We start from the raw sequence: 23,252 nt of genomic DNA on the forward strand, positions 1-23,252 counted from the left end.
GCTCGTCAGGTCGCCTGCAGCCGACCGCTGAAGTCGACGGGCGGTTCGTCGCGCACCAGGGTCACCGGCACCGGCGACAGATGCAGCACCTTGCTGGCGACCGATCCGAGCAGCATGCTCGCCACCCGGCCATGGCCGCGCGTGCCCATCAGGATTTCGTCGGCGCGCAGCTCGCGCGCCTTGGCGACGATCGTCTCGGCCACCGGCCCGGTGGCGCGGTGGGCCGTGTAGTTGATCCCCGCCTTGCGCAGGCGCTGCTCCGCGGAAGCGAGAGCCTTGCCGCCCTGTTCGTAGTAGTAGGTGTCGATCTTGGCGGCGTCGAGATACACCATGGCCTCTTCCGGAAAGATCCGGGGCTGCACGTTGAGCAGATGCACGTCGAGCTGCTCCGCCGATTTCGCCCGCTTCACGACTTCTTCGACCGCGCGGTCGGAACAGGTCGAGCCGTCGACCGGGACAAGTATCGTTCGCATGCCGTTGCCTCCTGAGGGCTGACAGTTTGAGATGGCGTCTTGGCTGCCCGCGCATTATAGAGGCTCGCCGGCGAGCGGCTCTGATCCGGATCAAAAGGCGCTCCAGTCAGTGGACGGTCCCCGCGAGCCTGCTCGCGCGCCGGACTGCAGGCGCGTGCCGGCGTTGCGAAGCGCGTCTGCTAGAATGCGTCCGCCCATCAGAACCACGACTGGCTCCCCGCCGCACCCGGCCAGGACTGCACAAGGGGCGATAAAAACTTCAAGGAGGACCACCAATTGGCTGCGAACTATTCGCCTGAGTTCGTCAAGGCGACTTTCGACAAGGTCGCCTGGCGCCTGATCCCGTTTCTGTTCATCTGCTACATCGTCGCCTTTCTCGACCGCGTCAACGTCGGTTTCGCCAAGCTGCAGATGGCGCCCGACCTGCAGTTCAGCGACGCGGTCTACGGCTTCGGGGCCGGCGTCTTTTTCATCGGTTACTTCATCTTCGAGGTGCCGAGCAACGTGATTCTGGAGCGGGTGGGCGCGCGGGTGTGGATCGCTCGCATCATGATCACCTGGGGAATCATCTCCTCCGCGTTCATGTTCACCCATCATTTTCATTGGGGGCCCGTCGCCGGCTGGTTCAATCTGACGGACGCCGAGTTCACGTTCTACTTCCTGCGCTTCCTGCTCGGCGTGGCCGAAGCCGGATTCTTCCCGGGCATCATTCTGTATCTCACCTACTGGTTCCCGGGTCCGCGCCGCGCCAAGATGGTTGCGCTGTTCATGACCGCGATCGCGATCTCCAATGTGATCGGCTCACCGGTTTCCGGCGCGATCATGCAGTACATGGACGGAGCCAACGGCTGGCGCGGCTGGCAGTGGCTGTTCCTGCTCGAAGGGATACCCTCGGTCCTCATCGGCGCGCTGGTATTCGTGCTGCTGCCCAACGGCCCCAAGAGCGCGCGCTGGCTGACCGAGCGGGAGAAGGACATGGTGCTGCATCTGGTGGCGGAGGACGACAACGCCAAGAAGGATCTCGGCCAGCGCCACAGCTTCATCGATGCCTTCCGCGATCTGCGGGTCTGGGCGCTGTCGGTCGTGTACTTCTGCGGCGTGGTGGGCTTCTACGCCGTGAACTTCTGGATGCCGACCATCATTTCGGAACTGGGCATCCAGAAGAACGACTTCCTGAAAGTCGGCCTGCTCAGCATGATTCCCTGGGGTGTAGCGGCGGTGTCGATGGTGCTGTGGGGCGCGCACTCCGACCGCACCGCAGAGCGGCGCTGGCACGCGGCCGGTGGCCTGCTGGTGGCGATGGCCGGCCTGCTCGCGCTGACCGCGGTCGGTCATGCTCCGATTCCATCCATCATCGCGTTGACGCTGGTCACTGCCGGAATCCTGTCGTGGGTGGCGACCTTCTGGTCCTTGCCCACCGCGTTCTTGTCCAGCACCGCCGCCGCCGCCGGCATCGCCTGGATCAACTCGGTGGGCAACCTGGGTGGCCACTTCGGCCCCGATCTGATCGGCCGCATCCGCACCGCGACGGGCGGCCATACCGAAGCCGCGTTCTACGCCTTGGCGGGCGTGGCGCTGCTCGGGGCGTTGATCATCATCCTGCTGCCGCGAACGCAGCGTGCGCCGGCGGCTGCAGCAGGGGCGGGCGTCCCGCAACGGTAGGGCCCTGCGGGCCGGTCCGCGGGTGCAAGCCCGCGAATCGGCCCGGCTTGACGCAAGTCAAGCGGCCCGTGTCGGTCCTCGTCTACCCTTCGCCTGGGTGTGTGCCGGGATTCCGGCCACGATCGTTCTTTCGAGAGGAGGGTTCGGAAATGACCGTTAACGTCGGCAACGCGGATCGCATGATCCGGATCATCATCGGCCTGGTCCTGCTCAGCATGATCCTTTGGGTCGAAGGCAACGCGCGCTGGTGGGGCCTCATCGGCATCGTGCCGCTCGCCACCGGGCTGCTGCGCTGGTGCCCGGCCTACTCGCTCCTGGGAATGAACACCTGCGGCGCGAAGGCTTCGCGCTGACGGGCCGAGCGCTCCCAAGACAGAAAGAAAGGAAGGAGATCAGGACATAGACTCTTCCTGATGACGACGGATTCGCCAACACTGCAGCGGGTACGGGCGCATGCAGCGAGTTGTTACCACTGCGGCCTGCCGGTACCGGCCGGGGCGCGCCACCGCGTCGTGATCGGAGGGCGCGCGCGCGACATGTGTTGTGCCGGGTGCGCGGCCGTGGCCGGCGCGATCGTGGGCTCCGGCCTGGAGAGCTATTATGAGAAGCGCGACCGCTTTCCCGAGTCGCCGCGCGAAGCGCTGCCCGACATCGTCGGCGACCCGCGCGTCTTCGACAATCCGGAAGTGCAGGCCGGATTCGTCGCCGAACCGGCCGAGCACGAGCGCGAAGCAGCCCTGATTCTCGAGGGCATCACTTGTCCGGCCTGCATCTGGCTCAACGAATCCCATCTGTGCCGGCAGCCCGGGGTCAAGGCAGTGCACATCAACTACGCCACGCGCCGCGCAACGGTGCGCTGGGATGCGCGCCTGACTTCGCTGTCGGCCATCCTTGCTTCGATCCGGGCGATCGGCTACCGGGCGCATCCCTACGACGCGTGCGCGCTCGAGGCGGCGCAGAAGAGGGAGTCCAGAGGCCTGCTGGCGCGGCTGGCGATCGCCGCCCTCGCCATGATGCAGGTGATGATGTACGCGGTGCCGGCCTACATCGCTTCCGCGGGCAGCATGCCGTCGGACGTGTCGTCGCTGATGCGCTGGGCGAGCCTCGTGCTCACCGTGCCGGTCGTGTTCTATTCCGCGAGCGGCTTTTTCTCCGCGGCGTGGCGGGATCTGCGCGCGCGCCGGCTCGGCATGGACGTGCCGGTGGCGGCCGCGATCGCGGTCGCCTTCCTGGCGAGCGTTCGATCCACCCTGGCGGGCGCCGGCGAGGTCTACTTCGATTCGCTGACGATGTTCGTCTTTCTGCTGCTCGGCGCGCGCTATCTGGAACTGCGCGCCCGGCAGAAGGCGGCCGCGTACCTCGAAGCGCTGGCCCGTGCCGCGCCCGCGGTGGCGAACCGGCTGCTCAATTTTCCTCTTTGCCTGAACTTCGAGACGGTCGGCGCGGGCTCGCTCGTCGCGGGCGATCATGTGCTGGTGCGCCCCGGCGAGACTTTTCCCGCCGACGGGCGGATCGAGCAGGGCGATACCGAAACCGACGAGTCGCTGCTCACCGGAGAGAGCCGCCCGGTGCGCAAGCACGAAGGCGACTCGGTCGTGGGCGGCGCGGTCAATCGCGCTCACCCGGTGGTGGTGCGGGTGGAGCGGGTCGGCGAGCAGACGATCCTGTCCGCGATCGTGCGTCTCACGGAGCGGGCCGCCCACGCGCGGCCACGCCTGCAGGAAATCGCCGATCGCGTGGCCGTGCGTTTCACGGCGGGCGTGCTCGCGACCGCCCTGGCCGCCGGACTCTGGTGGCTGTTGCACGATGCGCGGCAGGCGGCCCCGGTCGTGATCGCCGTGCTGGTCGTGACCTGTCCCTGCGCCCTGGCGCTTGCCACGCCGATGGCACTCGCGGTGGCGACCAGCGAGATGGCGCGGCGCGGGCTGCTCGTCACGCGCGGGCATGCGCTGGAAGTGCTGGCGCGCGCCGACTGCTTCGTTCTGGACAAGACCGGGACCTTGACCGTCGGGCATCCGGTGTTGCAGAACGTGCGGCTGCTGCGCGGTTCGCGCGAAGAAGCCTTGATGCTCGCAGGCGCCCTGGAGCGCTCATCGGAACATCCGTTGGCGCGGGCGATCTGCGCCGTGGCGCGCGATGCGCCGGCGGCGACCCAGCTTCGCAGTGCGCCCGGACACGGCGTGGAAGGCGTGGTGGCCGGCCGCAGGCTGCGCGTGGGCAATGCCCGCTTTGTCGCCGAACTTGCCGGGGATTCGACCGGAGTGCCGGCACCGGAGGCCGGAGAGCAAAGCGTGTGGCTGGGGGACGAGGAGGGTCCCATCGCGGCGTTCGGCTTTTCGGACGCACTGAGGCCGGATGCGGCCGCTTTCGTGCAGCGCGTCCGTTCGCTCGGCGCCCGGGTGTTTCTGCTGTCGGGCGATGCGCAGTCTTCGGTGCGCGCAACGGCGCGAACGGTGGGCATCGACGAGTGGAAGGCCGCGCAATCACCGCAAGACAAGCAGGCTTTCGTCAAGGCGCTGCAAGCCGAGGGGGCCACCGTGGCGATGGTAGGCGACGGCGTGAACGACGCACCGGTGCTGGCACAGGCCCAGGTCTCCATTGCATTGATGAGCGGCGCTGCCTTGGCGCAGGGCGCGGCCGACATGGTGCTGCTTTCCGGCCGCTTGCTGGACCTGGCGCAAGGCATGCAGTACGCGCGGCGCACGCTTCGCATCGTCCGGCAGAACCTCGGCTGGGCGATGGCGTACAACGTCGTGGCGATCCCGCTGGCGGTCACGGGCTCTGTCACGCCCTGGATCGCGGGGATCGGCATGGCGGGGAGCTCGATGCTCGTGGTGCTCAACGCGCTGCGTCTGGCGAGGCCGGGCAGGAAGCATCCCTTGCTCGCGTTTGGCGACTGAAGCCCGGTGCTTGCAGCCACGAGAACGATTTCGGCTCTTCACGTCTCCCGCCTCATGGACATCCTCTATCTGCTGGTTCCGCTCTCGGTCGCGCTGGCCTTCGCGATCGGCGCGGCGTTCCTCTGGTCGGTGCGAAGCGGCCAGTTCGACGACCTCGAAGGGCCGGCGCACCGGATCCTGGACGATGACGACAGGCAACGAGAAACCGCGGACCGAGATCAAGCGCACTGAGATGCGGCGGACCGGGGTTTCCTCCAGGCCCGCTGCTGCGTCTCCCGCCATGACGTGGAACCTCGCGGCTTGCAGACACCCATCGGCCTGACCGAGCACGAGGCGCGCAGGCGCCTGGCGCAGCACGGGCCCAACGAACTGCCCGGCCGCAGCCGGCGCAACGTCGCGCGCATTGCCCTGGAAGTCGTGCGCGAACCGATGTTCCTGTTGCTCGTGGCGGGCGGGGCGCTCTATCTCGCCATCGGAGACGTGCACGAAGCGCTGATCCTGATGGTCTCGGTGTTCGTGGTCATGGGGATCACCATCTACCAGGAGCGCAAGACCGAGCGCGCGCTGGAGGCTCTGCGCGATCTGTCCAGCCCGCGCGCGCTGGTGATTCGCGACGGGCGCGAGCGGCGCATCGCGGGCCGCGAAGTCGTGCCCGGCGATCTGCTCATGCTCGCCGAGGGTGACCGCGTGCCGGCCGACGCAGTACTGCTGGAGGCCAATGAACTCGCCTGCGACGAGTCGCTGCTCACGGGCGAATCCCTTCCGGTGGACAAGCGCGCGGCGAGCGCCGAGATTGCGAAGATGGGCGAGCCGGGCGGGGAAGGCCTGCCGTTCGTGTTTTCAGGTTCGCTGGTGGTGCGCGGCCAAGGGCTCGCGCGCGTGCTGGCGACCGGTGCCCAGACGCGGATCGGCCGGATCGGAAAGTCTCTGCAGTCCCTGGAAGTGCAGGACACGCCGTTGCAGATGCAGACCGAACGCATCGTGCGGGTGTTCGCCGCGTTCGGTCTGGCGCTGTGCCTGGCCGTGGTGGTGCTCTACGCGCAGTTGCGCGGCGGATGGCTGGACGGCTTGCTCGCCGGCATCACGCTGGCAATGGCGGTGTTGCCCGAGGAGTTTCCGGTCGTCCTGACGGTGTTTCTCGCGCTCGGCGCATGGCGCATCTCCCAGAGGCGCGTGCTGACCCGGCGCATGCCGGCGATCGAGACGCTGGGATCGGCCACCGTGCTGTGCGTCGACAAGACCGGCACGCTGACCGAGAACCGCATGGCGGTCGCCGAGCTGGTCGACCATGGATATCACTGGGACGCCTCGCGCGGTCCGGTCCATGCCAGGCTGCTGACGCTGGTGCGCGGCGCGGCACTCGCCTGCGAGCTCAAGCCGTTCGATCCGATGGAGCGCGCGATCGTGCGCTTCGCCGAGGAGCACGATGCGGCCACCGCGGACATCCGCGCGAGCTGGAGACTGGTGCGCGAGTACGATCTGACGCGCGAGTTGCTCGCCGTCACCCACTGCTGGCGGCGCGACAGCGACACCGACACGCTGGTGGCGGCGAAGGGGGCCCCGGAAGCCATCGCGAAGCTGTGCCGCGCCGATCATGAACGGAGCGCGAAGATTCTGCGCCTGACGCAGAAGCTCGCCTCCAAGGGCCGGCGCGTGCTCGCTGTCGCGCAGGCCCGGTTCGAGGGACAGGACTTCCCGGACAAGCCGACCGGTTTCGATTTCCACTACCTCGGGCTGGTCGCCCTCGCCGATCCGGTCCGCTCCACCGTGCCGGGCGCGTTGCGCGAATGCCGCGACGCTGGCGTGCGGGTGATCATGATCACCGGCGACTATCCCGGGACCGCGCAGGCGATCGCGGACGAGATCGGACTGCAGTCCCCCGCCGGTGTGGTGACCGGAGACCGCCTGGCCGCCATGAGCCCGGCCGATCTGCGCGCCACGGTGTCCGAGGCGAACGTCTTCGCGCGCGTGCAGCCGGAGCAGAAGCTGCTGCTGGTCAACGCGCTCAAGGCGAACGGCGAAATCGTGGCGATGACCGGGGACGGGGTGAACGATGCTCCGGCGCTGAAGGCGGCGCACATCGGCGTGGCGATGGGCATGCGCGGCACCGACGTGGCGCGCGAATCCGCCTCGCTGGTCCTGCTCGACGACGACTTCAAGTCGATCGTCGAGGCTGTCCGGCTCGGGCGCCGCATCTTCGACAACATTCGGCATGCGATGGCCTACCTGCTGGCGGTCCACGTTCCCACCGCCGGCATGGCGTTGTTGCCGCTGCTGTTCGGCTGGCCCCTGGTGTTCGCGCCGGTTCATATCGTCTTTCTCGAATTCGTGATCGACCCGGCATGTTCGATCGCCTTCGAGGCCGAGCCGTCTCACCCCGGCGCCATGAAGCGCCCGCCACGCGACCCGAAAGAGCCGCTGTTCGGTGCGCCGTTGTTGGCTTCCGCAGTGGCGCAGGGGCTGGCCGTCTTCGCAGGTGTCGCGCTGCTGTATTTCCTGGTGCTCGACCACGGGTTCAGCGAGCCGCGGGCGCGGGCCATGGCCTTCGCCGGTCTGGTGCTGGGCAACGCCGGGCTGATTCTTTCCAATCGTTCGCAGACGCGCTCGATACTGGCCACGTTGCGCATGCCGAATCGGGCGCTGTGGTGGGTCGTGGGAGGTGCGCTCGGCGGGCTCGTGGCGGCCATTTATCTGCCGCCGCTGCAACGGGTATTCCGCTTCGAGCCGCTCGCCGGGCAAGATGTCCTGTTCGCGCTGCTGGCGGCCTCGGCGGGCGTGCTGTGGTCCGAGCTTGCCAAGCTCGCGGCCAGACCGCCGTTCGCGGCGCGGGCTGCGAAGGGCCGCAAAGGCTGAATGACGCATGGCTGCGGCGCCCAGGCCCCTCAGCCGTTACGGATCAGCCAGCGCACGACGTCGCGGACGCTTCAGAGATAGCGCTCCGCACATTTGATGATCTCGCGGTTGGAGGGCAGATCGAGGCAGTGCCGCGCATCCGCATTGGCCCGCTCCAGCCTTCTGCGCTTGGAAGCCGGTTTGCCCTTGAGCGGTGCCTCGGCCGCGGGCGGCGCCACGGCGGTGACGGGAGGCTCCTCTACCGCCGCCTGTGCCCAGCTGCGCGCGGCAGCCAACAGCGCCGCGGTCGACAAAAGCACCGCGAGGGGAATGGTGCGTTTCATGGCTGAAACTCCTTTCAGCGTCGTCAATCGGAGACCAGCTCCTCCCTCGGGATTGCCTGTGTCCCTTGCGGGTCTGTAGCCCACCCTGGCCGGTTCTGAAACTCAAGCGCTAATTTTGCGCCTGCCCGATCGATCTGGCCACTCCGGGAAGCGCAACCGTTGGCACGGTCGAGGCGCCGTGCGGGGCCGCCAAGCCGTCCCGCGTCAAGTCAGTAGTTGTAGATCAGCGTGAGCCAGATCTTGCGGATGTCGCGCGGCGATCCGGCGGCCACGTCTCCGGCCTGGTAGTCGGCGTATTCGAACTTGCCGAGGAGCTTCGCCCGCAGCGGATAGGCCACGCTGAAATCGAACTCGCTGCCGAAGTCCAGTCCGCCGACATCGGAGTCGAACCGGTGATACTCGGCGAGCAACTGCGCCTTCCCCGCCTTTGCGCCGGCGCTGAAGAAGAGATCGTCGATGCCTTGCGGCGGCGTGGTCAGGAACTGGTCCGCCCAACCCTGGAAAAGGTGGTTGGTTCCCAGCGGCGTCTGGAACGCGTAGCGACCGTCGTCGCTGGCCAGCAGCTCGCGATCGATGCGCGCATAGACCTGGTTCCATTGGGCTCCCGCCCCGATGCGCAGGTAATGTGCGTCGATGCGCCCGTCGCCGTCGGCGTAGCCGGCCTGGTCGGCGTATTCGAGCGTGTAGAGCAGCTTCCACGGCGCACGCAGCGGGCGCGCGCCGTCCAGGCGCGCGCCGAGGATACGGTTCGAGGTATCGGTGGGTGCGGCGCCGGAAAATGCGGCGCGCGCGATCGCGTCCGCCTGGTCCTGGAAGTAGCCGAAACCCGCCACCGATTCGGTCTCCGACAGCGCATAGCGCAGGTTGGCGAGCACGGTGTCGGTCTTGTGCTGCCGCGTGTTCACCGTCTTGAGCCGGCCGAGATAACCCAGATACACGCGGGTACGGGGCAGGCTCCTGTTCTCGGCGGTGATGCCGTTGAATACCTGCATGACCTGGCGGAACTCGACGTTGCCGACGAAGCGCACATTGTCCAGCTTGATCGATTGCCTGCCTGCACGCACCACAGTGGCCGGCGCACCCGTGTAATCGACGTAGAGCTGGTTGACGTCGGTGTTGTCGGGATCGGCGATGACCGGGTACTGGTTCTTGCCGTTCAGGCCGTCGTTGTAGCTGTCGTTGGCCCGGCCCACGTCGATCGCCTCCAGGGTGGCACCGAAGCCCCTCCACGGACCGGTGCGCCAACCGGCGAGGGTCCTCAGCGTGAGCGCATGACCGTTCTCCGGACGCCCGTCCTGGTCCACGATTTCGAGCCGCGGGCGCAGGTTCAGGATGGGCTTTCCGCCGGTCAGCGCTTCGCTCAGGCTCCCGGCGTCCTGCGCGTTCGCGAGCACGGACAAGGCCAGGGACAAGATACCGATCGCCACTCTTGATGCTGAACGCATGGCTGGATTCTCCCGCTTCTTCTGGACTCGAACACGATGGTGGCGGCATCGCGCGGACCGGGACTTGACCTGAATCAAGCCGACCGCGATGCGAGCCGGTAAGCTTGCCCGCGCTTCGCGAGATGCCGCCCGGCGAGCCAGGCGATGCATCGCGGCAGCAACTCAACACAAAGGGGAAGGAATGCCCAACGAGTCGCGCAAGTCAATTTCGGTGCTGGCGGCGAGCACGCTGGCTTTCACCGTGTGCTTCATGGTCTGGATGATGTTCGGGGTGATCGGTGTGCCGATCAGGCAATCCCTGGGTCTGAACGCCACGCAGTTCGGCATCCTGACCGCGACTCCGGTGCTGACCGGATCGCTGGTGCGCGTGCCGCTCGGGATGTGGACCGACAAGTACGGGGGGCGCATCGTGTTTTTCGCACTGATGCTGGCGACCGTCGTCCCGATCTGGCTGATCAGTTACGCGACGCAATACTGGCAACTGCTGGTCCTCGGTTTGTTCGTCGGGCTGGCGGGCGGATCGTTCTCGGTGGGTACGCCTTACGTCGCGCGCTGGTTCAGGCGCGAGCGCCAGGGCCTGGCGATGGGCGTGTTCGGCGCGGGCAACTCCGGGGCGGCGGTCAACAAGTTCATCGCGCCGGCGCTGCTGGTGGCCTACGGCTGGACCGTCGTGCCCCAGGTGTATGCGGTGTCGATGCTGGTTACGGCGGCCGTGTTCTGGTTCTTCTCCTACGACGACCCGGCCCACCGGGTCGACAGCAAGGTCACCTGGCGCGAGCAGCTCGAGGTAATGAAGGACCCGAAGGTCTGGAAATACTGCCAGTACTACTCCATCGTGTTTGGCGGCTATGTCGCGCTTTCGCTGTGGATGGTCCAGTACTACGTGGGCGAGTATGGACTGGATATCCGCCTCGCCGCCCTGCTGGCCGCCTGCTTCTCGCTGCCCGGCGGCGTGCTGCGGGCGGTCGGCGGCTGGCTGGCGGACAAGTACGGCGCCCACCAGGTCACGTGGTGGGTCCTGTGGGTGAGCTGGATCTGCCTGTTTCTGCTGTCCTACCCGCAGACCGACTTCACGATCATGACCGTCGAAGGGCCGAAGAGCTTTCACATCGGACTGAACGTCTACGTGTTCACCGCGCTGATGGCGATCGTCGGCGTGGCATGGGCCTTCGGCAAGGCGTCGGTTTTCAAGTACATCTCTGACGATTATTCTCACAACATCGGGGCGATCTCCGGCGTGGTCGGCCTGGCTGGGGGTCTCGGCGGCTTCCTGCTGCCGATCCTGTTCGGCGCTCTGGTGGACCTGACCGGCATCCGGTCGAGCTGTTTCATGTTGATGTACGGTGTGGTCTGGGTGTCGCTCATCTGGATGTATTTCACCGAAGTCAGGCGCACCGAGATCATCGGGCCGCGCGCGCATGGGCTTTCTCTGAAAAGCTGAGACCGTTTCGCGGACAAGGAGGCACGCATGAGCGCAGATACCGGCAGGGCTGTCGCCGCCAGCGGCAAGAAGGGCAGGCTGCTGACGATCTGGACACCCGAGGACAAGGCGTTCTGGGAGCGCGAGGGCGAAGCCATCGCACGGATCAACTTGTGGATTTCGGTGCCGGCGTTGTTTCTCGCCTTCGCGGTGTGGCAGCTCTGGAGCGTGGTAGCGGTGAATCTGCCCGCGCTGGGATTCCAGTACAGCACCAACCAGTTGTTCTGGCTCGCCGCGGCGCCGGCCCTTTCTGGGGCCACGCTGCGCATCTTCTATTCCTTCATGGTGCCGATCTTTGGCGGCCGGCGCTGGACGGCGATCTCCACGGCTTCGCTGCTGATCCCCACGATCGGCATCGGCATCGCGATCCAGGACAACACCACGAGCTACGCCACCATGCTGATCCTGGCGCTGCTGTGCGGGCTCGGCGGCGGCAACTTCTCCTCCAGCATGGCCAACATCAGCTTCTTCTTCCCCAAGGAGCGCAAAGGTTCTGCGCTGGGCGTGAACGCGGGGCTGGGAAACCTCGGCGTGTCCTCGGTCCAGTTCCTCACACCCCTGGTGGTGACGATGCCGATCTGGCTGTTTTTCCAGGGCTCGCCGCAGACCATCGTCAACAGCGCGGGACAGACCGTGCAGGTGTGGATGCAGAACGCGGCCTTCGTGTGGGTGCCGTTCATCGCGATCGCCGCGATTCTGGCCTGGGTCGGCATGAACGACATCGCCGATGCCCGGGCTTCCTTCCGCGAGCAGTCAGTGATCTTCCGCCGCAAGCACAACTGGATCATGTGCTGGCTCTACATCGGGACCTTCGGTTCCTTCATCGGTTACGCCGCGGGATTTCCACTGCTCATCAAGAGCCAGTTTCCTCAGGTCAACGCCCTGCAATATGCCTGGCTCGGCCCGCTGGTCGGCGCGGTCATCCGCCCGTTCGGCGGGTGGCTGGCGGACAAGTTGGGCGGGGCGCGCGTTACATTCTGGAACTTCGTGGTCATGGCCGGGGCGGTGGTCGGCGTCCTATACTTTCTGCCCTCCGGCCCCACGGGCGGCAGCTTCCCGGGCTTTCTGGGTATGTTTCTGCTCCTTTTCCTCACCACCGGGATCGGCAACGGTTCGACCTTCCGGATGATTCCGGTCATCTTCCTGACCGAGCGCACGCGCGAGGCGGCGGGCAAAGGCAAGGCGGCCGAGGAGCAGGCGATCAAGGACGGAAACAAGGAGGGCGCGGCCGTGCTCGGCTTCGCCGGCGCCATCGGCGCCTATGGCGGTTTCTTCATCCCGAAGAGTTACGGGACTTCGATCTCGCTCACCGGCGGGCCGGAAGCGGCGCTGTACGTGTTCATCATCTTCTATCTGACCTGTATCGCGATCACCTGGTGGTTCTACGCGCGCAAGAACGCGGAGATGCCCTGCTGACAGCCGTGATGAGCGAGAAAGCGATGAGCGGCCCCCGGTTCATGCAAGACGCTTTGCACGGCGCGGTTGCGCCTCGCCCGTCCATCGCCATTCGCCGCGTGCCTCGGCGCTCCTCACCCATTACTGTTCACTGGAGTCTGATATGAGTCATTTCCTCGACCGGCTGACTTTCTTCACCCAGGAACGGCAGGAGTTCGCCGACGGGCACGGGGAGGTGAGACGGGAAGACCGCACCTGGGAGGACGGCTACCGCAGCCGCTGGGCGCACGACAAGATCGTGCGCTCGACCCATGGCACCAACTGCACCGGGTCGTGTTCGTGGAAGATCTATGTCAAGGGGGGAATCGTCACCTGGGAGACGCAGCAGACCGACTATCCGCGCACGCGCGCCGATCTGCCCAACCACGAGCCGCGCGGCTGCTCGCGTGGCGCGTCGTATTCTTGGTATCTGTACAGCGCCAACCGCATCAAATACCCGATGATTCGCGGCCGGCTGGTGCGGCTGTGGCGCGAAGCGCGCAAGTCCATGGGCCCCGTGCAGGCCTGGGCTTCGATCGTCGAGAATCCCGAGCGCGCGAAAAGCTACAAATCGGTGAGGGGTTTGGGCGGTTTCGTACGCTCGACCTGGGAGGAGGCTACCGAGCTCATCGCCGCCGCCAACGTCTATACCATCAAGAAGCACGGCCCTGACCGCGTGATCGGCTTTTCGCCGATTCCCGCGATGTCGATGGTTTCGTACGCGGCCGGCAGCCGCTATCTGTCGCTGATCGGCGGGGTGTGCATGAGCTTCTACGACTGGTACTGCGACCTGCCGCCGTCCTCTCCGCAGACCTGGGGCGAGCAGACCGACGTGCCCGAATCCGCCGACTGGTACAACTCCACGTTCATCGTGGCCTGGGGTTCCAACGTTCCCCAGACTCGCACGCCGGATGCGCACTTTTTCACCGAGGTGCGCTACAAGGGCGCCAAGATCGTGGCCGTGACGCCGGACTACGCCGAGGTGTCGAAACTCGCCGATCTGTGGCTGCATCCGAAGCAGGGGACCGATGCGGCGCTGGCGATGGCGATGGGCCACGTGATTCTCAAGGAGTTCCACCTCGAACGGCCTTCGGCGTATTTCCAGGACTACTGCCGGCGCTATACCGATCTGCCGCTGCTCGTTCGGCTCGTCAAGCGCGGCGAGCACTACGTGGCCGAGCGCTTCCTGCGCGCCTCGGATTTCGCCGACCGGCTGGGCCAGGCCAACAATCCGGAGTGGAAGACCGTGGGGTTCGACGAGCACTCGGGTCGCGTGGTGGTCCCGCACGGCTCGGTCGGTTTCCGCTGGAACCAGAAGCCCGGCGAGGACCTGGGCAAGTGGAACCTCGAAGAGAAGGAAGCCGGCGGCGCGCCGATCCGGCTGCGGTTGTCGTTGATCGATTCGCGCGACGCCGTCGTTCCCGTCGGGTTCCCTTATTTCGGCGGCATCACCCACGAGCGGTTCAACCACAACGATCAGGGCACCGACGTGCTGGTGCGCAACGTCCCGGTGAAGAAACTGCAGCTCGCTGACGGCGAGACGCTGGTGGCGAGCGTCTTCGATCTGCTGGTCGCCAACTACGGCATCGATCGCGGGCTGGGCGGCCGCGCGGCCCGCTCGTACGAGGACAACGTCCCCTATACCCCGAAGTGGCAGGAAGCGATCACCGGAGTCAAGGCGGCCGACGCGATCACGGTGGCGCGGCAGTTCGCCGACAACGCCGACAAGACGCACGGCAAGTCGATGGTCATCATCGGCGCGGCCATGAATCACTGGTACCACAGCGATATGAACTACCGCAGCATCATCAACATGCTGATGCTGTGCGGCTGCGTCGGTGTGTCCGGCGGCGGCTGGGCCCACTACGTCGGCCAGGAGAAACTGCGGCCGCAGACCGGCTGGACCGCCATCGCTTTCGCGCTCGATTGGCATCGCCCGCCGCGCCAGCAGAACTCGACCTCTTTCTTCTACGCCCACACCGACCAGTGGCGCTACGAGAAGCTCAAGGTCAGCGAAATCCTCTCGCCGCTCGCCGACCCGTCGCAGTTCGCGGGCAGTTTCATCGACTTCAACGTGCGCGCCGAGCGCATGGGCTGGCTGCCCAGCGCGCCGCAACTGCAGGCGAACCCGCTCCAGGTGTGCCGGGACGCGGCGGCGGTCGGCTCGGACCCGAAGGACTACGCGGTCAAGGCGCTGCGCGAGGGCCGGCTCGCGTTGTCCTGCGAGGACCCGGACAACCCGGCGAACTTCCCGCGCAATCTGTTCGTCTGGCGCTCCAACCTGCTCGGATCGTCGGGCAAGGGGCACGAGTATTTCTTGAAGCACCTGCTGGGCACCGCGCACGGCGTGCAGGGCAAGGATCTGGGCGAGATGGGCGGCGAGAAGCCGCTCGAAGTCGAATGGCGCGACCCGGCACCGGAAGGCAAGCTCGATCTGCTGGTGACGCTGGATTTCCGCATGTCCACCACCTGCCTGTATTCGGACGTGGTGCTGCCCACCGCAACCTGGTACGAGAAGAACGACCTCAACACCTCCGACATGCACCCGTTCATCCATCCGCTGTCCGCGGCGGTGGACCCGGTGTGGGAGTCGCGCAGCGACTGGGAGATCTACAAGGCGATCGCCAAGAAGTTCTCCGAGGTCTGCATCGGGCATCTCGGGGTGGAAAAGGACCTGGTGCTGACCCCTCTGATGCACGACACCCCGGCCGAGCTGGCCCAGGCCGTCGGGGTCAAGGACTGGAAGAAGGGCGAATGCGACCTGATCCCGGGCCGAACCGCACCGCAGATGACCGTCATCGAGCGCGATTATCCGAACACCTACCGCAAGTTCACCGCACTGGGGCCGCTGATGAGCAAGATCGGCAACGGCGGCAAAGGCATCGTCTGGAACACCGAACAGGAGGTGAAGAACCTGCTGGAGCTGAACTATCCGGTCACCGAGGAGGGGGTCACCAAGGGTCTGCCGCGCATCGAGTCCGACATCGACGCGGCGGAAGTCATCCTGATGCTCGCGCCGGAAACCAACGGAGAGGTCGCCGTGAAGGCGTGGGAAGCGCTCTCGCGCGTCACCGGGCGCGAGCATGCGCATCTGGCGAAAAGCAAGCAGGACGAGAAGCTGCGCTTCCGCGACCTGCAGGCGCAGCCGCGCAAGATCATCTCCAGTCCTACCTGGAGCGGCATCGAGTCGGAGCACGTGAGCTACAACTCCGGCTGGACCAACGTCAACGAGCTGATCCCGTGGCGCACGCTCACCGGCCGCCAGCAGTTCTACCAGGACCATCCGTGGATGCTGGGTTTCGGCGAGGGATTGTGCGTCTACCGGCCGCCGGTCGACTTGAAGACGGTCCGACCGATGCTCGGCAAGACACCGAACGGCAACCGGGAGGTGGTGCTGAACTTCATCACGCCGCACCAGAAATGGGGCATCCACAGTACCTATACAGACAACCTGCTCATGCTCACGCTCTCGCGCGGCGGCCCCATCGTCTGGATTTCGGAAGTCGATGCAAGAGAAGCCGGCATCGAGGACAACGACTGGATCGAGCTTTACAACGTCAACGGCGCGATCACCGCGCGCGCGGTCGTGAGCCAGCGCGTGGCGCAGGGGATGTGCCTCATGTACCACGCGCAGGAGAAGATCGTGAACGTGCCCGGTTCCGAGATCACCGGGGCACGCGGCGGAATCCACAACTCGGTCACCCGCACCGTAATGAAGCCCACGCACATGATCGGCGGCTACGCGCAGCTTTCCTACGGCTTCAACTACTACGGGACCATCGGTACCAACCGCGACGAGTTCGTGATCGTGCGCAAGATGAACAAGGTCGAATGGCTCGACTCGCCCGCGCCGCTGGCGCGGGCCTGAAGACGAAGCGCTCACCGCGGAGGACGCCGAGGAAACCATGAATACTGGAATCCTGCAGAAGGAGGGTGCCGCCGGTTTGAGCCGCCAAGGCTTGATTCGATGCGCTCGCCGAATGTTGCCTGGGGTGGGATGTAGTCTTTCCTCCGCGTCCGCTGCGCCCTCCGCAGCGGGCGCTTGAATCAGGAGCGAAGCGATGAAAGTACGCGCGCAGATCGCGATGGTGCTGAACCTGGACAAGTGCATCGGCTGCCACACCTGTTCGGTCACCTGCAAGAACGTATGGACCAACCGCGCAGGCATGGAATACGCCTGGTTCAACAACGTGGAGACCAAACCCGGAATCGGCTACCCGAAGGAATGGGAGAACCAGGACAGATGGAACGGTGGCTGGGTCCGCAAGGGCTCGGGCAGGATCGAGCCGAAACAGGGCGGCAAGTGGACGCTGCTCATGAAGATCTTCGCCAACCCCAGCCTGCCGCAGATCGACGATTACTACGAGCCGTTCACCTTCGATTACGAGCACCTGCACACCGCGCCCGAGATGCGGGCGGCACCGGTGGCGCGCCCGCGCTCGCTGATCACGGGGGAGCGCATGCAGAAGATCGAGTGGGGGCCGAACTGGGAAGAGATCCTCGGAGGCGAGTTCGTCAAGCGCTCGAAGGACGTCAACTTCGAGGACGTGGAGAAGGAGATCTACGGGCAGTTCGAGAACACCTTCATGATGTATCTGCCGCGCCTGTGCGAGCACTGCCTGAACCCCACCTGCGTGGCGTCCTGTCCTTCGGGCTCGATCTACAAGCGCGAGGAAGACGGCATCGTCCTCATCGACCAGGACAAGTGTCGCGGCTGGCGCATGTGCGTCTCGGGCTGTCCGTACAAGAAGATCTATTACAACTGGGCCACCGGCAAGGCGGAGAAGTGCATCTTCTGTTATCCGCGCATCGAGGCCGGACAGCCCACCGTGTGCTCGGAGACCTGCGTGGGGCGCATCCGCTATCTGGGCGTGCTGCTCTACGACGCCGACCGCATCGCGCACGCGGCCGGCGTGGAAGATCCAAAGTCGCTCTACCAGGCGCAACTGGACATCTTCCTCGACCCCAACGACGCATCGGTGCTGGAGCAGGCACGGCGCGACGGCGTGCCCGAAGCGTGGCTGGAGGCGGCCAGGCGGTCGCCGACCTACAAGATGGCGGTGCAATGGCAAGTCGCGCTTCCCCTGCATCCCGAGTACCGCACGCTGCCGATGGTGTGGTATGTGCCGCCGCTGTCTCCCATCCAGGCGGCGGCGAACGCGGGCCAGGTCGGGACTTTCGGCGAGCTGCCGGATGTACGCAGCCTGCGCATCCCGCTCAGATATCTGGCGAACCTGCTCAGCGCCGGGGACGAGGCACCGGTCGCCCGGGCGCTGGAGCGGATGCTCGCCATGCGCGCTTACATGCGCGACCGGCACGTCGAGAAGCGCGAAAACCACGCCGTCCTCGAGCAGGTCGGCCTGACGGTCGGGCAGGTCGAGGAGATGTACCGCTACATGGCCATCGCCAACTACGAGGACCGCTTCGTGATCCCGACCACGCACCGCGAGTATGCCGAAGACGCTTTCGAGCTGCGCGGCGGCTGCGGGTTCTCCTTCGGCAACGGCTGTTCTCCAGGCGCGAGCGAAACCAGCCTGTTCGGCGGCAAGCGCCGCAAGACCATACCCATCAAGGCCCAGGCTTGAACGACGCAGGACCCGGGGAAGGACACAGGGATGATGAGTGAAACGAAGACACGAAGACACGAAGTGAACCGGGTTGGTGGGAAACCTCCGCTTGTTGGAGGTTCCGGCAACACGGTCGTATTCGGGGTTGGCTCGATGCGATGAAGAATCTATCTTCCTGCGCGTCTCTTCGTGTCTTCGTGCCTACGCGTTTCGCTCTCGAGGTTCTCCGTGTCTCGGTGGCGAAAGGACTGCCGAATGATTAGCCTCAAGGCGCTGGGGGCGCTGTTGATGTATCCGCAACCCGAGCTGATCGAGGCGTTGCCGGAGATCGGCGCGGTGCTGGAGGCGGAGAAGGCGCTGTCGCGCCAGGACAAGGCGCAGCTCGCCGGCCTGATCGCCGAATTGCGCGGCGCCGAACTGCTCGATGCGCAGGAGCGCTATGTCGAACTGTTCGACCGCGGACGCGCGACCTCTTTGCATCTGTTCGAGCATGTGCATGGCGATTCGCGCAGCCGCGGACAGGCGATGGTGGATCTGAGGGCGATGTACGAGCGCGCCGGTCTGCGCCTGTCCGCGAACGAGCTGCCGGACTACCTGCCGGCGGTGCTCGAGTATCTGTCGCTGCGTCCTCTCGCCGAAGTGCGCGACATGCTGCGGGACTGCGCCCACATCCTGCGCGCGGTGGGTGATGCCCTGGCCGGCCGTGAGTCGCGCTACAGCGCGGTGTTCGGTGCGCTGCTCTCGGTGGCTGGGGAGGAAGGCTTGAGCCGCGTACCCGAGCCGTGCCGGAGTCCTGAAGAGGAGCGCCGAGCGCTCGACGAGGAGTGGATCGACAAGCCGGTGCTGTTCGGACTCGGCGCCGGCGATGCACGGCCCGCTGCGCAGGTGGTGAAGTTCGTCAAGAGAACGCCCTGACGGGAGTATCCGCATGCAATACGCCGATTACCTGAACCAGTTTCTGTTCGGCATCTATCCCTACGTCGCGCTGGTCGTCTTCTTCGTGGGCAGCCTGATCCGTTTCGACCGCGAGCAATACACCTGGAAGAGCGACTCTTCGCAGCTGCTCAGGGCCGGCCAGCTGCGCTGGGGTTCCAACCTGTTTCACGTCGGCATCCTGGGGATCTTCTTCGGACACCTGGTCGGACTGCTGACGCCGGTCTCGGTCTGGCACGCGATCGGGGTGTCCGCCACGGCGAAGCAGTGGCTGGCCATCGTCGCCGGCGGGATCTTCGGCGCGCTGTGCCTGGCGGGACTGCTTCTGCTGCTGCATCGCCGGCTGTTCGATGCGCGCATCCGGTCGACCAGCAAGGCCATGGATATCGTGGTGCTTGCGCTGTTTCTCGCCCAGCTGCTGCTCGGCCTGTTCAGCATCACCATCTCGCTGCAACACCTGGACGGCTCCGAGATGATCAAGTTCATGGAGTGGGCCCAGCGCATCGTGACGTTCAGGGGCGGTGCGGCCGATCTGGTGGCGGGCGCGTCCTGGATCTTCAAGGCGCACCTGGTGCTCGGATTGACGATCTTTCTGATCTTCCCGTTCACCCGCCTGGTCCACATCTGGAGCGGTTTCGCCACGGTCTTCTATTTGTTCCGGCCCTACCAGATCGTGAGGCAGCGGTGATCAGCGTCAACGGCACCGAGGTCGCAGACCGGCTTGGCGCGGTGCGCGAGCTGCTCCGGCAACGCGCGGTCGCCGTGGGGCTTCTCGCTCTCGATGCACCGGAGGCGGCGGTCGAGGAGGCCATCGAGCGCCTGCTCGATCAGGAGGTGCGAACACCCGAGCCGACGGAAGAGGAATGCCGCCGCTACTACGAGGCGCACCGCACGGAATTCATCGCGGGCGAACTGGTGTTCGCGCGTCACATCCTGTTCGCGGTCACGGCCGGGGTGCCGGTGGCTGCGCTGCGCCGGAAAGCGGAGGAAACGCTGCTCGAACTGCGTGCGCACCCGGAACTGTTCGAGACCCGCGCGAAAGAACTTTCCAACTGCCCCAGCGGGCAACTGGGCGGTGCGCTCGGCCAGATCTCCAGGGGCGAATCGGTGCCGGAATTCGAGCAGGCGGTGTTTGCACAGGCCACCACCGGCATTCTTCCGCGCCTCGTGAACACCCGCTACGGCTTTCACATCGTCGCGGTCGACGGGCACGTTCCCGGGCGGCTCGTGCCGTTCGAGGCGGTGTGCGGGCGGATCGCGCAGCGCCTGCAGCAAAGCGTACGCGCCAAGGCGCTCGAACAGTACGTCGCGGTGCTGGCCGGGCAGGCGGAAGTGGTCGGCGTCGATTTGCGGGCTGTGGCTACGCCGTTGGTGCAGTGAGGCGGGAGAAACAGCGGACTGCGATGAGGCGGACCGGGGAAGAGCATCCGCAATATCCCGGTCCGCACTCTGATGGCCCGCAGTTCACGGCTTGCACCCATGAGTGACTTCCTGCTGGCCCGCGCCCTGCACGTGCTCGGCGTGGTGATGTGGATCGGCGGCGTTGCATTCGTGACGCTCGTCCTGCTGCCCGCCTTGCGCGCAAGAGTGGATCCGCAGCAACGCGTCGCCTTCTTCGAGCGCATCGAGTCGGGCTTCGCCCGGCAGGCGAGGTGGACCACTCTGGTCACCGGTATCTCCGGGTTCTATCTCGTTTACCGGCTGGATGCCTGGGAACGGTTCGCGCAAGTGTCCTTCTGGTGGATGCACGCGATGGTCGCCGTGTGGGCGATATTCACAGTCATGCTGTTCGTGATCGAACCGTTGTGGCTGCACGAGTGGTTCCTGACGCGTGCCCGGCGCGACCTGGAGCCGACGTTCAGAATGGTCGAGCGCCTGCATTGGTTGCTGCTCGTGCTGAGCCTCGTGACCGTGGCCGGCGCGGCAGCGGGCAGCCATGGATGGTTGTGGATGTGATGAACCTATCTCAAAATCCCCGACGGCCGCTTATCGTCGCAACCCTTCGGGGCGGGATCGCCTGGGGCGCATCGCTTCGTTGCAGCTCGGGTCCTTGGCTCTGGCCAATGGTCTCGCTGCCCGCGCCTCGCGCTGCATCCCCAGGCAACCCCGCCGCGGCCGCCGGGGATTTTGAGATAGGTTCATGACCCTTTACTGGTCGCTCAAGTATGTGCACGTTGGCGCGGTCGTCGCGAGCGCCAGCCTGTTCCTGCTGCGCGGGGCCTGGATGCTGGCTTCCCCGTCCCTGCTGCAGCGCCGGTGGGTGCGGGTCGTGCCGCACGTCGTCGACAGCGTGCTGCTCGCCGCAGCGCTCGGGCTGATCTGGCTCACCGGCCAGTATCCGTTCGCACAGCCCTGGCTCACCGCGAAGGTCCTGGCGCTCGTCGCCTACATCGTGCTGGGCAGCATCGCGCTCAGGCGCGGGCGCACGCCGTGGGTGCGTGCTGCGGCCTTTGTCGCGGCCGTCTCGATGTTCGCCTACATCGTCGGGGTGGCACTCACCCGCTCACCCTCGCTCGGTTTCTAGCCGCGCGGCCGCGCCGGGGGCCGCCGCATCCGCCTCACGCCGCGCGCAATCTCCAGCGCTTTCCAGCCTGCGCGCGCATCCGGTTTTGATCTAGGTCAACGGCTTTCCGCCCTCGGCCGGTAGCATTCCGACCGACTCACCGGCGGGCGCGAGGGCGCCGCGCGGTCGACTTCGGGAATCGGGAGCGCTCATGGCGGAACAGGCCACCTACAACTACAAGGTAGTCCGGCAATTCGCGATCATGACCGTCGTCTGGGGCGTGGTCGGGATGGCGGTCGGGGTGCTGATCGCCGCCCAGCTCATGTTTCCGGACCTGACCTACGGGATTCCGTGGCTCTCCTATGGCCGGCTGCGGCCGCTGCACACCAACGCCGTCATCTTCGCCTTTGGCGGCTGCGCCCTTTTCGCCACTTCTTACTATGTGGTCCAGCGCACCTGTCACGTGCGGCTGTTCTCCGACCAACTGGCGGCCTTCACCTTCTGGGGCTGGCAGGCGGTCATCGTGCTGGCGGCGCTCACCCTGCCCGCCGGTATCACGACCTCCCACGAGTACGCGGAGCTGGAGTGGCCGATCGACATCCTGATCACGCTCGTGTGGGTAGCCTATGCGGTGGTGTTCTTCGGCACGCTGGCCCGGCGCAAGGTCGCGCACATTTACGTGGCGAACTGGTTCTTCGGCGCCTTCATCCTGACGGTGGCGCTGCTGCACCTGGTCAACAGCGCCCAGGTTCCGGTGTCGCTGTGGAAATCCTATTACGTGTACGCCGGTGTCCAGGACGCCATGGTGCAGTGGTGGTACGGGCACAACGCGGTGGGTTTCTTCCTGACCGCGGGCTTCCTCGGGATGATGTACTACTTCGTCCCCAAGCAGGCGCAGCGCCCGATCTACAGCTACCGCCTGTCGGTGGTGCACTTCTGGGCGCTGATCTTCACTTACATGTGGGCCGGGCCGCATCACCTGCACTACACCGCGCTGCCCGACTGGACCCAGTCGCTCGGGATGATCTTCTCGCTGATCCTGCTGGCGCCCTCCTGGGGTGGCATGATCAACGGGATCATGACGCTCTCGGGCGCGTGGCACAAACTGCGCACCGATCCGATCCTGAAGTTCCTGATCGTGTCGCTGTCCTTCTACGGCATGTCGACCTTCGAGGGACCGATGATGTCGATCAAGACGGTCAACTCGCTGTCGCATTACACGGACTGGACGGTCGGCCACGTGCACTCGGGCGCGCTGGGCTGGGTGGCCTTCATTTCGGTCGGCAGCCTCTACTACCTGATCCCGCGGCTGTTCGGGCGCACGCAGATGTACAGCGTGCCGCTGATCACCACGCACTTCTGGATCGCCACGATCGGCGTGGTGCTCTACATCGCCGCCATGTGGATCGCGGGCGTGATGCAGGGCCTGATGTGGCGCGCGGTCAACCCGGACGGCACCTTGACCTATACCTTCGTGGAGAGCGTCAAGGCCAGCTACCCGTTCTACGCGATCCGCCTGCTCGGAGGACTGCTGTTTCTCTCGGGAATGCTGATCATGGCCTACAACGTGTGGAAGACGGTGGTGGGCGCGAAGCCGGTCGAGGCGATGATCCCGGCACCCGCCGCGGCGCATTGACAACGCAAGAAGGAGAATCTCGCCAGCAAGGCCCAAACACACC

The 23,252-nt window shown here is 65.9% G+C and carries 18 protein-coding genes; 15 read left to right on the top strand and 3 right to left on the bottom strand.

The genetic code is table 11. The features are described 5' to 3' along the window. Positions 1-5: 5 nt before the first annotated feature. Positions 6-473 (bottom strand): universal stress protein, encoded by a 468-nt coding sequence (locus VNM24_11515; GenBank protein ID HWQ39215.1) that lies wholly within the window; start codon positions 471-473, stop codon positions 6-8. 276 nt (positions 474-749) lie between these two features. Here VNM24_11515 and VNM24_11520 point away from each other — a divergent pair, with 276 nt between their 5' ends. The 5 genes from VNM24_11520 to VNM24_11540 all read left to right on the top strand — a co-directional run bounded on the left by VNM24_11520 (position 750) and on the right by VNM24_11540 (position 7,888). After that, positions 750-2,135, top strand: coding sequence for an MFS transporter (locus VNM24_11520; protein ID HWQ39216.1), 1,386 nt, complete (start codon positions 750-752; stop codon positions 2,133-2,135). A gap of 149 nt (positions 2,136-2,284) precedes the next feature. Continuing rightward, positions 2,285-2,488 (top strand): DUF2892 domain-containing protein, encoded by a 204-nt coding sequence (locus VNM24_11525; protein HWQ39217.1) that lies wholly within the window; start codon positions 2,285-2,287, stop codon positions 2,486-2,488. Positions 2,489-2,548: 60 nt separating this feature from the next. Beyond that, on the top strand, positions 2,549-5,035 hold the full coding sequence (locus tag VNM24_11530) for a heavy metal translocating P-type ATPase (protein ID HWQ39218.1): 2,487 nt from the start codon (positions 2,549-2,551) through the stop codon (positions 5,033-5,035). A gap of 54 nt (positions 5,036-5,089) precedes the next feature. Beyond that, positions 5,090-5,266: a cbb3-type cytochrome oxidase assembly protein CcoS gene (gene ccoS, locus VNM24_11535; protein HWQ39219.1), complete on the top strand. Its 177-nt coding sequence runs from the start codon at positions 5,090-5,092 to the stop codon at positions 5,264-5,266. A gap of 69 nt (positions 5,267-5,335) precedes the next feature. Continuing rightward, a complete protein-coding gene (locus VNM24_11540) occupies positions 5,336-7,888 on the top strand; it encodes a cation-translocating P-type ATPase (protein HWQ39220.1) in 2,553 nt (850 codons plus the stop codon). 71 nt (positions 7,889-7,959) lie between these two features. On the opposite strand, the gene VNM24_11545 is transcribed toward VNM24_11540, so the two are convergent. Both VNM24_11545 and VNM24_11550 read right to left on the bottom strand, forming a co-directional pair. Then, the gene (locus VNM24_11545) at positions 7,960-8,211 is read right to left on the bottom strand and encodes a hypothetical protein (protein HWQ39221.1); all 252 of its coding nucleotides are present in this window, start codon (positions 8,209-8,211) and stop codon (positions 7,960-7,962) included. Between the two features lie 209 nt (positions 8,212-8,420). Further along, positions 8,421-9,656: an alginate export family protein gene (locus tag VNM24_11550; protein ID HWQ39222.1), complete on the bottom strand. Its 1,236-nt coding sequence runs from the start codon at positions 9,654-9,656 to the stop codon at positions 8,421-8,423. 181 nt (positions 9,657-9,837) lie between these two features. Between VNM24_11550 and VNM24_11555 the strand changes: the two genes are divergently transcribed. From VNM24_11555 to ccoN, 10 genes are all read left to right on the top strand, one after another. Next, positions 9,838-11,097, top strand: a complete 1,260-nt coding sequence (locus VNM24_11555) for a nitrate/nitrite transporter (GenBank protein HWQ39223.1) — start codon at positions 9,838-9,840, stop codon at positions 11,095-11,097. 27 nt (positions 11,098-11,124) lie between these two features. After that, on the top strand, positions 11,125-12,552 hold the full coding sequence (locus tag VNM24_11560; GenBank protein ID HWQ39224.1) for a NarK family nitrate/nitrite MFS transporter: 1,428 nt from the start codon (positions 11,125-11,127) through the stop codon (positions 12,550-12,552). Between the two features lie 142 nt (positions 12,553-12,694). Next, positions 12,695-16,438: a nitrate reductase subunit alpha gene (locus tag VNM24_11565; protein HWQ39225.1), complete on the top strand. Its 3,744-nt coding sequence runs from the start codon at positions 12,695-12,697 to the stop codon at positions 16,436-16,438. A 193-nt stretch (positions 16,439-16,631) separates the two neighbouring features. Continuing rightward, the gene (gene narH, locus VNM24_11570) at positions 16,632-18,155 is read left to right on the top strand and encodes a nitrate reductase subunit beta (protein HWQ39226.1); all 1,524 of its coding nucleotides are present in this window, start codon (positions 16,632-16,634) and stop codon (positions 18,153-18,155) included. A 237-nt stretch (positions 18,156-18,392) separates the two neighbouring features. Continuing rightward, entirely contained in the window at positions 18,393-19,052 is a 660-nt protein-coding gene (gene narJ / locus VNM24_11575; GenBank protein HWQ39227.1) for a nitrate reductase molybdenum cofactor assembly chaperone, read from the top strand. Between the two features lie 13 nt (positions 19,053-19,065). Next, entirely contained in the window at positions 19,066-19,758 is a 693-nt protein-coding gene (gene narI, locus VNM24_11580; GenBank protein ID HWQ39228.1) for a respiratory nitrate reductase subunit gamma, read from the top strand. Further along, positions 19,755-20,450, top strand: coding sequence for a peptidylprolyl isomerase (locus VNM24_11585; protein ID HWQ39229.1), 696 nt, complete (start codon positions 19,755-19,757; stop codon positions 20,448-20,450). The genes narI and VNM24_11585 overlap by 4 nt, the downstream gene beginning before the upstream one ends. 99 nt (positions 20,451-20,549) lie before the next feature. Further along, positions 20,550-21,026, top strand: coding sequence for a hypothetical protein (locus tag VNM24_11590; protein ID HWQ39230.1), 477 nt, complete (start codon positions 20,550-20,552; stop codon positions 21,024-21,026). 184 nt (positions 21,027-21,210) lie between these two features. Further along, positions 21,211-21,594: a SirB2 family protein gene (locus tag VNM24_11595; GenBank protein ID HWQ39231.1), complete on the top strand. Its 384-nt coding sequence runs from the start codon at positions 21,211-21,213 to the stop codon at positions 21,592-21,594. A gap of 190 nt (positions 21,595-21,784) precedes the next feature. Continuing rightward, the gene (gene ccoN / locus VNM24_11600) at positions 21,785-23,209 is read left to right on the top strand and encodes a cytochrome-c oxidase, cbb3-type subunit I (protein HWQ39232.1); all 1,425 of its coding nucleotides are present in this window, start codon (positions 21,785-21,787) and stop codon (positions 23,207-23,209) included. Positions 23,210-23,252: the final 43 nt, after the last annotated feature.

This window comes from Burkholderiales bacterium (genome assembly GCA_035560005.1).
GTDB lineage: Bacteria > Pseudomonadota > Gammaproteobacteria > Burkholderiales > Eutrophovitaceae > DASRFY01.

What these genes read in the sequence shown, in the direction of transcription:
- VNM24_11515 (HWQ39215.1), bottom strand. Translation starts at nt 473, where the DNA reads ATGCGAACGATACTTGTCCCGGTCGACGGCTCGACCTGTTCCGACCGC.
- VNM24_11525 (HWQ39217.1), top strand. Translation starts at nt 2,285, where the DNA reads ATGACCGTTAACGTCGGCAACGCGGATCGCATGATCCGGATCATCATC.
- VNM24_11530 (HWQ39218.1), top strand. Translation starts at nt 2,549, where the DNA reads ATGACGACGGATTCGCCAACACTGCAGCGGGTACGGGCGCATGCAGCG.
- ccoS (HWQ39219.1), top strand. Translation starts at nt 5,090, where the DNA reads ATGGACATCCTCTATCTGCTGGTTCCGCTCTCGGTCGCGCTGGCCTTC.
- VNM24_11545 (HWQ39221.1), bottom strand. Translation starts at nt 8,211, where the DNA reads ATGAAACGCACCATTCCCCTCGCGGTGCTTTTGTCGACCGCGGCGCTG.
- VNM24_11550 (HWQ39222.1), bottom strand. Translation starts at nt 9,656, where the DNA reads ATGCGTTCAGCATCAAGAGTGGCGATCGGTATCTTGTCCCTGGCCTTG.
- VNM24_11555 (HWQ39223.1), top strand. Translation starts at nt 9,838, where the DNA reads ATGCCCAACGAGTCGCGCAAGTCAATTTCGGTGCTGGCGGCGAGCACG.
- VNM24_11560 (HWQ39224.1), top strand. Translation starts at nt 11,125, where the DNA reads ATGAGCGCAGATACCGGCAGGGCTGTCGCCGCCAGCGGCAAGAAGGGC.
- VNM24_11565 (HWQ39225.1), top strand. Translation starts at nt 12,695, where the DNA reads ATGAGTCATTTCCTCGACCGGCTGACTTTCTTCACCCAGGAACGGCAG.
- narH (HWQ39226.1), top strand. Translation starts at nt 16,632, where the DNA reads ATGAAAGTACGCGCGCAGATCGCGATGGTGCTGAACCTGGACAAGTGC.
- narJ (HWQ39227.1), top strand. Translation starts at nt 18,393, where the DNA reads ATGATTAGCCTCAAGGCGCTGGGGGCGCTGTTGATGTATCCGCAACCC.
- narI (HWQ39228.1), top strand. Translation starts at nt 19,066, where the DNA reads ATGCAATACGCCGATTACCTGAACCAGTTTCTGTTCGGCATCTATCCC.
- VNM24_11590 (HWQ39230.1), top strand. Translation starts at nt 20,550, where the DNA reads ATGAGTGACTTCCTGCTGGCCCGCGCCCTGCACGTGCTCGGCGTGGTG.
- VNM24_11595 (HWQ39231.1), top strand. Translation starts at nt 21,211, where the DNA reads ATGACCCTTTACTGGTCGCTCAAGTATGTGCACGTTGGCGCGGTCGTC.
- ccoN (HWQ39232.1), top strand. Translation starts at nt 21,785, where the DNA reads ATGGCGGAACAGGCCACCTACAACTACAAGGTAGTCCGGCAATTCGCG.